Raw genomic sequence first — 11,859 nt, forward strand, 5'->3', positions numbered from 1 at the left:
TCAAGGTTTTTTGCCGATGCGCTATTTGCCTTTGTCCGACTCCGACCGCGGCGAGATGCTCGCCCGGATCGGCGTCAACCACGTCGATGAGCTGTTCGCCGACGTGCCGAAGAACCTGCTCCTCAAGGAGCCCGTGGACCTGCCGCGCCGCAAGGGCGAGCTGGAGGTGGAGCGCATCCTCTCCCGCATGTCCGCGAAGAACATGTCCGCCTCGTCCGTGCCGTTCTTCGTGGGCGCCGGCGCCTACAAGCACCACGTGCCGGCGACCGTCGATCACCTGATCCAGCGCTCCGAGTTCCTGACCAGCTACACGCCGTATCAGCCGGAAATCGCGCAGGGCACGCTGCAATACCTCTTCGAGTTCCAGACGCAGGTCGCGGCCCTCACCGGCATGGATGTGGCGAATGCCTCCATGTATGACGGCTCCACCGGAACGGGCGAGGCGGTGCTCATGGCGCACCGCGTCACCAAGCGCCGCAAGGCGGTACTCTCCGGCGGCCTGCACCCGCATTACACGGATGTGGTGAAGACGCTCTCCGACATGGCGAGCGACGAAACAATCATCCTAGCGCCGGATGTGAGCGGAACCGAGGACATCCTCTCGCAGATCGACGATACGACCTCCTGCGTCGTCGTGCAGTCGCCGGACGTGTTCGGCCATGTGCGCGACCTGAAGCCCATCGCCGACAAGGCGCACAAGCATGGCGCCCTGCTGATCGCCGTGTTCACCGAAGTGGTGTCGCTCGGACTTTTGAAGTCGCCGGGCAGTCAGGGCGCGGACATCGTCGTCGGCGAAGGCCAGTCCATCGGCAACGCGCTGAACTTCGGTGGTCCCTATGTGGGCCTCTTCGCCACGCAATCGAAATACATCCGCCAGATGCCGGGCCGTCTGTGCGGCGAGACCGTGGACGCGGACGGCAATCGTGGCTTCGTGCTGACGCTCTCGACCCGCGAGCAGCACATCCGCCGCGACAAGGCCACGTCGAATATCTGCACGAATTCAGGTCTTTGTTCGCTCGCCTTCACCATTCACATGACCCTGCTCGGCGAGAAGGGATTGACGCGTCTCGCCCGCATCAATCACGCGAATGCCGTGAAGCTGGCCGACCAGCTCGGCACCGTGAAGGGCGTCGAGGTTCTCAACGAGACCTTCTTCAACGAGTTCACCGTGAAGCTCGCGAAGCCCGCGGCCGAAATCGTCGAGCGCCTCGCCGGGAAGGGCGTGCTGGCGGGTGTGCCCGTGTCGCGCCTCATGCCGGGTGCCGGCCTCGACAACCTGCTGCTCGTCGCTTCCACCGAAGTGAACACCGATGATGACCGCGCGGCCCTCTGCGCCGCCTTGAAGGAGGTTCTGTGATGTTGAACCGCCAGGGACGTCCCTCTTCCGCCGGAGAAGCCGGCACCACCACGCATCCGACCTTCACCGGCAACAAGGCGCTGGCGCAGATCGAGCCGCTGCTCTTCGAGATCGGCCGATATGGCACGACCGGCGTCGATCTCGACGAGCCGGATGACTTCCAGCCGCGCCTCGGCGGCCTGGAGCGCAAGGAAGCGATCGGTCTGCCGGGTCTCTCCGAGCCCGAGACCATGCGCCACTACGTGCGCCTCAGCCAGCAGAACTACGGCATCGACACGGGTCTCTTCCCGCTCGGCTCCTGCACGATGAAGCACAATGCGCGCCTCAACGAGCGCATGGCTCGCCTTCCGGGCTTCGCCGACGTGCATCCGCTGCAGCCTGTCTCGACCGTGCAGGGCGCTCTGGAGCTCATGAGCGAGCTCGGACGCTACCTGGTCACGCTCACCAACATGACGGCCGTCGCGCTGTCGCCGAAGGCCGGCGCCCATGGCGAGCTCTGCGGCATGATGGCGATCAAGGCCGCCATCGAGGCGAAGGGCGAGGGGGCGACCCGCAACGTGGTGCTCGTGCCGGATTCGGCTCATGGCACGAACCCGGCCACCGCCGCTCTCATCGGCTTCAAGGTGAAGCCGGTGCCGGCGCGCGAGGACGGCTCCGTGCATGTCGAGGACGTGAAGAAGCTGCTCGGCCCCGACGTGGCGGCGATCATGCTCACGAACCCCAACACCTGCGGCCTCTTCGAGCCGCAGGTGGCCGAGATCGCCAAGGCGATCCACGATGCGGGGGCGTATTTCTACTGCGACGGCGCGAACTTCAACGCCATCGTGGGCAAGGCGAAGCCGGGCGATCTCGGCGTCGACGCCATGCACATCAACCTGCACAAGACCTTCTCGACGCCTCACGGCGGCGGCGGCCCGGGCTCCGGGCCGGTGGTGCTCTCCGCGCGCCTCGCGCCCTTCGCGCCGGTGCCGTTCGTGCGCGCCGGCAAGGACGGTGGCTTCGAGCTGGTGGAACAGGAAAGCGATGCCGCGGAAAAGCCCTTCGGCCGCATGACCGCGTTCCACGGCCAGATGGGCATGTATGTGCGCGCCCTGTCCTACATGCTCTCGCATGGGGCCGACGGCATGAAGCAGGCTTCCGAGGACGCCGTGCTCAACGCCAACTACATCCGCGCCGGGCTGGCGGATCTCCTGTCGCTTCCCTTCGGCAACAAGCCGTGCATGCACGAGGTGCTGTTCGACGATGCGTGGCTCAAGGACACGGGCGTGACCACGCTCGACGTGGCCAAGGCCATGATCGACGAGGGCTATCACCCGATGACCATGTACTTCCCGCTGGTGGTGCATGGCGCGATGCTGATCGAGCCGACGGAATCCGAATCGAAGGCGTCCCTCGACCTCTTCATCGCGACGCTCCGCGACCTCGCCATGGCCGCGAAGAACGGCGACAAGGAGCGCTTCACCGGCGCCCCGTACCATGCCCCGCGCCGCCGTCTGGATGAAACCCGCGCCGCGCGCAATCCGGTGCTGAAATGGACGCCGCCGGAGCCCGTGGCTGAGGCTGCGGAGTAAGCCTCTCGGAAAACGCAAATGCCCGGCACCAGGCCGGGCATTTTCTTTTGCACTCTTCGCTTCTTATCCTGAGACAACAGAGCAGAAACCTGCCGCATGTCTCTCACGTCGTGGCCGGCCTTGTGCCGGCCATCCCGATCCGGTGAGGCTCAGCGTTTCATGGTATCGGGATCACCGGCACGAGGCCGGTGATGACGTTCTGGGTGTCATCCCCGGCGGTCCGCAGGACCGGGAAGGGGATCCATGATCGAGCGTCGAGCGATGGATTTCCTTCCCCTCCGCTGCGCTTCGGCCGGGAATGACACCGCAGAGTGACAAACCATCGGATCACCGGCACGAGACTCGCTATGACGTGTGGAGGATGGCAGCCTCTCCCGCAGAGTGGAGAGGGATCAGGCGCGCCACATGTCCTGCGCGACCGCCCGCAACTCGGCCATCCGCCCGATCACCGCCGGCGCTCCCGCCTGCCGGAGCTTGTCTCCGTGCTCCGGCCCGCAATGGCCGCCACCCGTGAAGCCGATGACGCGCATGCCGGCGGCAACCGCCGCCTGAACGCCGGCGATGGAATCCTCGACGACCAGGCAATCGTCCGGGCGGGCGTTCATCTGCTTTGCGGCATGCAGGAACAGGTCCGGCGCGGGCTTCCCGCGTGCGACCTGGGTCGAGCTGAAGATGTTGTCGAACAGGTCTGCGAGCCCCGTGACGCGCAGCGAGAGGGCGATCCGTTCCGGGACGGACGACGAGGCGACGCAGCGGGGGAAGGGGAGGGAGAGGATCGCATCGCGAACGCCCGCGATCGGCTTCAGGTCCGTCTCGAAACGGGCGAACAGGGTCCTGTTGAGCCGTTCGGTGAAATCCTCGGGCAGCCGGATTCCGCGCTCCGATTCGATCCGGGCGATCTGGTCCTTGACGCTGACGCCGGTGAACTCGCGGGCCACGGCTTCGGCCGTGTAGGGCACGCCGCATTCCGTCAGCACCTCCGCGTCGATCCGGCAGCTCAACGGCTCCGAATCGACCAGCACGCCGTCGCAGTCGAAGATCATCAGCATCACGGTCTCCAAGCAAAAAGGCCGCCTCGGAGGGCGGCCTTGAGTGGGTTCGTCCGGTACGAGGCCTTTACTGCAGCTTCGTCCGCACGTCGTTGAGGCTCGCCGTCATGAGCGAGGCGGCGGTGGCGCCGGTGATCTCGTCGCGCAGGACGCGCTCGGACGCCTTGATGGCGGCGTCGACGGCGGCGGCGCGCACCTCGGCGGAGGCCTGGGCCTCGGCCTGGGCGATCTTCGCCTCGGCGGTGGCCGTGCGGCGCTTCACGAAATCGGTCATCTTCTCCTGGGCTTCGCGGGCGAGACGCTCGGCCTCGTCGCGGGCAGTGGAGACGATGTCGGCGGCTTCGCGCTCGGCGGCCGCGCGCTTGGCCTCGTACTCCTTGAGGAGCCGTTCGGCGTCCTGGCGCAGGCGCTGGGCCTCGGCCAGTTCGTTGGCAATGCGCTTGCCGCGGGAATCGAGCTGGTTGAGCACGTTGCCCGGGACGCCCTTGTAGAACAGGATGCCCCAGAAGATGACGAAGGCGACCGCAACCCAGAATTCAGCGCTGTGCAACATGGGGACCTCCCGATCAGGCCTTGATCTGGTTGAGAGCGGCTTCGACCTTCTGCGGGGCCGGAGCCTTGCCGGTCAGGCGCTCGATGATGGCGGAAGCGGTATCGCGCGCGATGGCGTCCACGTGGCTCATGGCCTCGGACTTCTTCGCGGAGATCGTCGCCTCCGCGTCGGCGAGACGCTGGTTGAGATCGGCCTCGAGAGCCTTGCGCTTCGCGTCGCTCTCGGCCGAGAGCTTGGCGCGTGTCTCCTGCGCGAGCGCCTGGGCGCGGCCCTTGGCTTCCGCGAGGGCTCTCTCGTAGGCGGCGCCGGCTTCTTCGGCGCGTGATTTCATGGCGGCCGCGTTGTCGAGATCGTTGGCGATCATCGCGCGGCGGTTCTCGATGATTCCGCCCAGACGCGGGAGAACCAGCCTGGAAAGCAGGGTGTAGAGCACCACGAAGGTGATCGCCAGCCAGAGGAGCTGACCGGCATAGGTTTCCGTCTCGAAGGGCGGAAAGCCGATATCCTCGTGAGCGCCGCCGGGGGCCTCTGTTGTGGCGTGGTTCGTCTGAGCCTGAGCCATGGAGCAGATCCTAGTATACGGTCCTAGCATCGGACCCAAAAGTGGATTGCACTTTTGGGATTGATCCGATGCTCAATCCCTAGACTGGCGTATCGGTTGGCGCGGAAAACCGGTCCCCACTTTTCCGCACGATACGCCGGAAACATGAATGACGGCGGTTGAGCCCGCCGTCACCCCTGTCGAGGCGAAGCGCTCGAGCGCGCCTCGACCTCCCGATCACCGTCTTGAGATTAGGTGAAGAGCAGAACGAGAGCGACGACGAGACAGAAGATGCCGAGACCTTCTGCGAGCGCCGCACCGATGAACGCGCGGGCGAACTGACCGTCGGCAGCCGACGGGTTGCGCAGGGCGCCGGAGAGGAAGTTACCGAAGATGTTGCCAACGCCCATAGCGGCGAGACCCATGCCGATGCAGGCGAGGCCCGCGCCGAGGAACTTGAAAGCAACCGGATCCATTGTGATCTCCTTGGGAATACTGTGATCGGGAGGGAAGGTGTAACTCAGCGCAGACCTAGTGGCCCGGGTGCAGCGCGTCGTTGAGGTAGATGCAGGTCAACACCGTGAAGACGTAGGCCTGCAGAGCGGCGACGAGGAACTCGAGCGCCATGAGGGCAACCGCCATGAGAAGCGGCAGCGGAGCGAGGATCGTCAGGGCACCGCCGGCCGCCAGGAGGCTGACCACGAAGCCTGCGAAAACTTTCAGCGCGATGTGTCCGGCGAGCATGTTCGCGAAGAGACGCAGGCTGAGCGAGATCGGGCGGGAGAGGAACGAGATGAGCTCGATCACCACGATGAAGGGCAGGAGCCATGCCGGCACGCCCGACGGCACGAAGAGGCCGAGGAAGTGGGTGCCGTGCTTCATGAAGCCGTAGACCACCACCGTGCCGATGACGAGCATGGCGAGGGCGAAGGTGACGATGATGTGGCTGGTGACCGTGAAGAAGCCCGGGATCATGCCGAGCAGGTTCGCGGTCAGCACGAACATGAAGAGGGAGAACACGAGGGGGAAGAACTTCATCCCCTCCTTGCCTGTCGCGTCGACCAGCGTGTTGGCGACGAAATCGTGCAGGACCTCCGCCACGGACTGGGCCCGGCCCGGAACGACGGCGCGCTTGCGGGTCGCCAGCAGGAGGCCGCCCACGATCACGGCGGCTGCGCCGATCATGAACAGGGATGAATTCGTGAAATTGATGACCGGAATGATGGGCTTGATCTGGAATTGTTCGATCGGGCTCGCCATGATCCGCTCTCAAGGTTCGATGTTATCAAATGCCGTTCGGCGCTCGAAGTCTAAGTCCGTCACCGCTTGTCGTCATACCGGGCGGATTTGACCATCCCGGCTGCTCGCATCAGATTGAGCATCCCGGCGCAGAAGCCGAGTATCAGACAAACGATCAGACCCCAAGGGGAAGTCCCGAACAAACGGTCGACAATCCAACCCAGAATTCCGCCGGCGGCCACTCCTGCAACGAATTCGGCCGAGAGCCTGAAGGCTTGGCCGAGAGCGCTGGAATCGGACGTCGGGCGGGGGCGAGGTTCCGCTTCGGCTCGCTGCGCGGATGCTTGGGAGATCCGTGCGTCGAGCGATTGCAGTCTCGCTGACAGGTCGGCATCGTCGGCGCTGCCCGGTTTCCGCTCATTGTCGCCGTTCCGCTCGTTGGGGTCCGCCATTGCGATCTCCTTTGAAGCGTTGCGGGAAAATGCTTGGAAACCCAGCCCCGAAAGCCGGGCGCACCATATGAGCGGGGGTCCACCCTGTCAAGAACCGTCTGAAAAGATCTAAGTGGTTGAAATGGTTAAAATAACGGTGTTTTAAGGTGGCCTTGGGCCGAAAGCGCACATGTTTTTGAGGCCGAAGCAAGGCGGCCCTGAAAGCCTTAGGCTACCTCAAGAATGCGCTCTGCGCTCTGCAAGTCGACGGAGACGAGCTGCGACACGCCCCGTTCGGCCATGGTGACGCCGAACAGCCGGTCCATCCGGGCCATGGTGATCGGGTTGTGGGTGATGACCACGAACCGGGTCTCCGTCTGGCGGGCCATGTCCTCCAGAAGGGCGCAGTAGCGCTCCACGTTGGCGTCGTCGAGCGGCGCATCCACCTCGTCGAGCACGCAGATCGGCGAAGGATTCGTGAGGAACACCGCGAAGATCAGGGCGGTCGCCGTCAGGGCCTGCTCGCCGCCCGAGAGGAGCGTCATGCTCTGCGGCTTCTTGCCGGGCGGGCGGGCGAGGATTTCCAGGCCCGCTTCCAGCGGGTCGTCCGAATCGACCAGGGTCAGTTCCGCCGTGCCGCCGCCGAACAGGGTCGAGAAGAGCCGCTTGAAGTGATCGTTCACCACGTCGAAGGCGGCGAGCAGGCGCTCGCGGCCCTCGCGGTTGAGGCTGCCGATGGCTTGGCGCAGGCGCTTGATGGCCTCGACGAGGTCGTCCCGCTCGCCGGCGATGTTGTTGTATTTGGTCTCGAGCTCCGTCAGCTCCTCGTCGGCGCGCAGGTTCACGGCGCCGAGGCGCTCCCGGTCGTTCTTGAGGGAGTGCAGCTTGGATTCGATCTCGCCATGGGACGGCAGCTCGAAGCCTTCCTTCAGGCCCGCGAGCTCGATGAGCCCGGCCGGCGTCGTCTCCAGATTTTCCGCGATGTTGCGGGTGATCTCGGCCAGACGCGCGATGGCGGCCTCGTGGCGGGCCTGCGAACCGGCACGCGCCTCGCGGGCGGCCGACAGAGCCTCCAGGGCGGCGCGGGCGGCGCGGTCCGATTCGGCAAGGCCCGTCTCCGCATCGGCGAGGCGGTCGGCCGCTTCCTTGCGCTTCGCCTCGGCCTCCTCGACCTCGGCCATAAGGGCGCGGCGGCGCTGAAGATAGGTATCGGGGGCCTCCAGCAGGCGCTGGTGTTCGTCCTGGGCGCGCTCCAGGCGCTCGCCCAGATCCTCGAAGGCCTTGGCCGCGCGGGCGGCACGGTCGGTCCAGAGCCGGATGTCGGCGGCGATCGATTCCTGCCTGCGGCGGCGCAGTTCGCCCTCGTGCATGAGGGATTGGAGGGCGGCGCGGGCCTCGGAGGCGGCAGCCCGGCGTTCCGCCACGCGGGTGCGCTCTTCGAGCAGACGGCTTTCGAGATCGGGCGCGGGCGCGAGGTCCTGCAGGGCGCCTTCCGCATCCTGCACCCGCTCCAGGGCCTCGGCCTCGCTCTCGGACAGACGGGCGAGACCTTCCTGCAGGGCCGAGCGGCGCTGGCCGAGTTCGGCCTCCTTGCGTTCGGCGGCCGAGAGGCGCGTCCGAGCGGCATCGAGCGCCTGCCGGGTCTGGCGCGCAGCCTCGATGGCCTGCATCTCGTGGGAGGCGGCCTTGCGGACGGCCTCGAGGGCGGCTTCCGCCTCGTGGCGCAGATGCTCGGCCTGCTCGCGGGCCGAAGCGGCTTCGCGCTCCAGATCGCCCAGGCGATTCTTTTCCGCCAGACGGCGGGCGGCCGGGGAGGGAGCCTCGGCGGCGGCCGTAAAGCCGTCCCAGCGCCAGAGGTCGCCCTCTTCGGTGACGAGACGCTGACCGGGCTTCAGGAGGCCGCGCAGGCGCAGACCGTCGGCTTTGCTCACCACGCCGATCTGGCGCAGGCGACGCTGAAGCTGGGACGGGGCTTGAGAGAGATCCGCCAGGGATGTGACGCCTTCCGGCAGGGCGGGATCGTCCGCGCCCGCATGGGTCTCGGCCCAATGATGCGGCGCCGTCGGGTTGACCGAGGCTTCGAGATCGTCGCCGAGAGCCGCGCCCAAGGCCGTCTCGTAGCCCTTCCGAACCGTGATCTGGTCGACTGCCGGAGGCCAGAGGTCGCTGGTCGCGGAGGTGACCAGCTTGGCCAGGGTACGAGCCTCGGTTTCCAGGCGCTGGGCCGTGCGCTCGGCCTCGTTGAGGGGCTGGCGCAGGCGGTTCTCGGCCTCCCGGGCGGCCGACAGGGTCTCGCGCGCCTCGATCACGGCCTCTTCGGCACCCTGAGCGGTCTCTTCGGCGATCGCCGCCTCCTCGCGCATATCGTCGAGAGAGGGGCCATCCTCCGGCGAGCCCGAGAGGGCGGCGATCTCACGCTCGAGCCGCTCCTTCTCGGAGCGGAAGCGGGAGGCGCGCTCCATTTCCTCGCGCACGGCGCGTTCCAGGGCGGCGCGGCGGGCATTGAGGTCGGAGGTCTGGGCCTGAAGGGCGCTCAGGGCCGCTTCGGCCTCCGCCAGTTCGGCCTCGGCCGTCTGAAGGCGCTCCTCGGCCTCGGCGCGGACATCGTCCGCCCCGTCCGTGGTGAGCGCAATCTCGTCGGCCTCGGACTGAAGCCGCTCGATCGTGGCCTGGGCATCCGTGCGCTGCGCCGCCTCGCGGGCGATGTCCCGGTTGAGGTCGCCGATATGGCGCTCGAGCTCGACGACGCGCTCCTTGGAGCGGCGTTCTTCCGATTCGAGCTCGTTGCGGGCATGGGTCAGGCGCTGCAGGGCAGCGGCGGCGGCGGCTTCGGCCTGGCGCAGGGCCGGGAGCCCGTGGGCGGCGACGGCCTGGGCGGTGGCGGCCCGGGTCTGTTCCTCGGTGGCGTCGGCAACGGCCTTGAGGTCCTCGGCGACCTGCCGTTCGGCGGTGGCGGCCTGCTCGCGGGCCTCGGCGAAGCTGATGGCGTACATCAGGGCTTCGAGGCGGCGGATCTCGGCCGAGAGGTTCTTGTAGCGGGAGGCCTGGCGGCCCTGGCGCTTCAGGCTCTCGATCTGGCTCTCGAGTTCGCGGATCACATCCTCGACGCGGACAAGGTTGTCCTCGGCGGCCTTGAGGCGCAACTCCGCCTCGTGCCGGCGGGCGTGGAGGCCCGCGATGCCGGCGGCATCTTCCAGGATGCGGCGGCGGGCCTGGGGCTTGGCGGAAATGATCTCGCTGATCTGGCCCTGGCGGACGAGGGCGGGCGACCGGGCGCCGGTGGCGGCATCCGCGAACAGGATCTGCACGTCGCGGGCGCGCACTTCCTTGCCGTTGACCCGGTAGGTCGAGCCTTCCTCGCGCTCGATCTTGCGCGAGATTTCCAGCAGGTCCGTATCGTTGAAGGCGGCCGGGGCCGTGCGCTCGGCATTGTCGATGGTGAGCATCACCTCGGCCCAATTGCGGGCCGGGCGGTTGCCGGAGCCGGAGAAGATGACGTCGTCCATCCCCGTGGCGCGCATGTTCTTATGGGAGTTCTCCCCCATGACCCAGCGCAGGGCCTCGACGAGGTTGGACTTGCCGCAGCCGTTCGGGCCGACCACGCCGGTCAGGCCCGGCTCGATCAGGAAGTCCGTCGGCTCGACGAAGGTCTTGAAGCCTGCAATGCGAAGGCGCGTCAGCTTCATGGGCGCGCTCTACGCTCTCCTCCCCCTTGCGGGGAGGAGTTGGAGGCGGGGGTGTCGGCGCCGCCCTGGTTCCAGTTCAGCGCTGGCACTCCCACCCTGACCCACCCCACAAGGGGGAGGGGAAAATCGCGGTATGTCCGGTGAAGGCGCGCGCCATCGATCCCGCAACAGGGGATTTTGTTATTCGCCCAAGAGAGGCTTGATGATCTTTTCAAGCTCATCGATCGATAGGGCTCCAGGATGGCGCTGACCATTGATGAAGAAAGTGGGCGTGGAGTCCACCTTGAACTGCTCCATCGCCCGGTTCTTCACCGCGTTGACTGCGTCATATAGTTTCTGGTCCTTGAGGCAAGCATCAAATTTTTCCTGTGAAAAACCTGCCTGCTTGAGCATGGCCCGGAGAGCATCGAGGGGTTTGTCGACGAAAGCCCAATTCTTCTGCTGGTCGAAGAGCAGGTCCGTGATCGGGTAGTACTTGTCGTTGCCGTCGCAGCGGGCGAGCATGAATCCGGCTGTCGCCAGGGGGTCAAGCGGGAATTCGCGCAGGACGAAGCGGACCTTGCCCGTATCGATGTAGCGCTTCTTCAGCTCGGGCCAGGTCGTGGCATGGAAATGGGCGCAATGGGAGCAGGTCATCGAGGCGTACTCGATGATCGTCACCTTGGCGTCGGCAGGGCCAAGGGCGATGTCGCCCAACGGCCCCTGGACCGCGAGGTCCTGAACGGACACGTTCTGGGCGAGGGCCGGAAGGCTCATGCCGAAATAGACGGTCGCGGCTGCGGTTCCGAGAAGCTGAAGCGTCTGACGCCGGGTGATCATCGTGGGGAAGCTCCTGAAGAGATTTCGTCCTGCGGTAGAATGACTTGGCCTTGGAGGCAAGCGTCCAATATCTCACGCTTTCGTGCGTGAACCTGAGCTGACGATGGCCTGGCCCAGCCGGTCGAGCGCCGCCTTCAAGGATTCCTCCTCGATCGGCCCGACGGCCCTGTCCACCTTGTCCCTCTCCGCGGGGGTGAGGGGGCGGGGAGCCGGGCGCTTCTTCTCAACCCGCCGCACGGGCCCTTGTTTCAGCACCAGCTTCCCGATGCAGCGCCAGCCGTAATAGGTGTTCACCCTGTCGATGACGGTCGGAGCCAGGTGCTGGAGTTCGAGAGCGAAGGCGCTCTCGACCCGGATCACGAGGGTGGCCGGGTCGGGCCGCGCCTCCGGATCCGCATGGGGGCTCTTGCGCTTCCACTCGATCTTGAGCGGCTGCGTGAAGGCGGAGAGCCGTTCGCCGACGATGTCGGGCCAGGCCATGATGATGTCCGAGGTCGCAAAGCCTTGCGCCGCCAGGCTGGGAGACAGGCAGACGTCGAGAAACTCGGCAAGGGGGCGGGCAAGAGGCCTCGGTCGTCTCATGTTGAATGTCCAAAAGCCGCGTTGGAATATT

General features: G+C 66.3%; 11 protein-coding genes. 2 read left to right on the forward strand and 9 right to left on the reverse strand.

Annotated features, from left to right (window positions below; genetic code table 11):
* The first annotated feature begins 16 nt into the window (after nucleotides 1–16).
* A complete protein-coding gene (gcvPA, locus tag U0023_RS14695) occupies nucleotides 17–1,357 on the forward strand; it encodes an aminomethyl-transferring glycine dehydrogenase subunit GcvPA (protein ID WP_009764734.1) in 1,341 nt (446 codons plus the stop codon).
* Complete coding sequence (gcvPB, locus tag U0023_RS14700; RefSeq protein ID WP_009764735.1) at nucleotides 1,357–2,928, forward strand: aminomethyl-transferring glycine dehydrogenase subunit GcvPB; 1,572 nt, start codon at nucleotides 1,357–1,359, stop codon at nucleotides 2,926–2,928. The genes gcvPA and gcvPB overlap by 1 nt, the downstream gene beginning before the upstream one ends.
* A 392-nt stretch (nucleotides 2,929–3,320) precedes the next feature.
* Here the strand turns inward: gcvPB and U0023_RS14705 are convergent, their stop codons facing one another.
* The 9 genes from U0023_RS14705 to U0023_RS14745 form a co-directional block, all read right to left on the reverse strand.
* Entirely contained in the window at nucleotides 3,321–3,977 is a 657-nt protein-coding gene (locus tag U0023_RS14705; protein WP_009764736.1) for an HAD family hydrolase, read from the reverse strand.
* Nucleotides 3,978–4,044: 67 nt separating this feature from the next.
* Nucleotides 4,045–4,527, reverse strand: coding sequence for a F0F1 ATP synthase subunit B family protein (locus U0023_RS14710; RefSeq protein ID WP_195904274.1), 483 nt, complete (start codon nucleotides 4,525–4,527; stop codon nucleotides 4,045–4,047).
* Nucleotides 4,528–4,543: 16 nt separating this feature from the next.
* Nucleotides 4,544–5,092 carry a F0F1 ATP synthase subunit B family protein gene (locus tag U0023_RS14715; protein WP_009764738.1) on the reverse strand — a complete coding sequence of 183 codons (549 nt, stop codon included), beginning with the start codon at nucleotides 5,090–5,092 and terminating at the stop codon, nucleotides 4,544–4,546.
* A 230-nt stretch (nucleotides 5,093–5,322) separates the two neighbouring features.
* Nucleotides 5,323–5,547 carry a F0F1 ATP synthase subunit C gene (locus U0023_RS14720; protein ID WP_009764739.1) on the reverse strand — a complete coding sequence of 75 codons (225 nt, stop codon included), beginning with the start codon at nucleotides 5,545–5,547 and terminating at the stop codon, nucleotides 5,323–5,325.
* A gap of 55 nt (nucleotides 5,548–5,602) precedes the next feature.
* Nucleotides 5,603–6,331, reverse strand: a complete 729-nt coding sequence (locus U0023_RS14725) for a F0F1 ATP synthase subunit A (RefSeq protein WP_009764740.1) — start codon at nucleotides 6,329–6,331, stop codon at nucleotides 5,603–5,605.
* A 59-nt stretch (nucleotides 6,332–6,390) separates the two neighbouring features.
* Entirely contained in the window at nucleotides 6,391–6,762 is a 372-nt protein-coding gene (locus tag U0023_RS14730) for an AtpZ/AtpI family protein (RefSeq protein ID WP_009764741.1), read from the reverse strand.
* Between the two features lie 206 nt (nucleotides 6,763–6,968).
* On the reverse strand, nucleotides 6,969–10,427 hold the full coding sequence (gene smc, locus U0023_RS14735; RefSeq protein WP_009764742.1) for a chromosome segregation protein SMC: 3,459 nt from the start codon (nucleotides 10,425–10,427) through the stop codon (nucleotides 6,969–6,971).
* A gap of 180 nt (nucleotides 10,428–10,607) precedes the next feature.
* Entirely contained in the window at nucleotides 10,608–11,246 is a 639-nt protein-coding gene (locus U0023_RS14740; RefSeq protein ID WP_009764743.1) for a DsbA family protein, read from the reverse strand.
* Nucleotides 11,247–11,318: 72 nt separating this feature from the next.
* Nucleotides 11,319–11,828, reverse strand: coding sequence for a DUF721 domain-containing protein (locus U0023_RS14745; RefSeq protein WP_009764744.1), 510 nt, complete (start codon nucleotides 11,826–11,828; stop codon nucleotides 11,319–11,321).
* Between the last annotated feature and the right edge of the window lie 31 nt (nucleotides 11,829–11,859).

The organism is Microvirga lotononidis (assembly GCF_034627025.1).
GTDB lineage: Bacteria > Pseudomonadota > Alphaproteobacteria > Rhizobiales > Beijerinckiaceae > Microvirga > Microvirga lotononidis.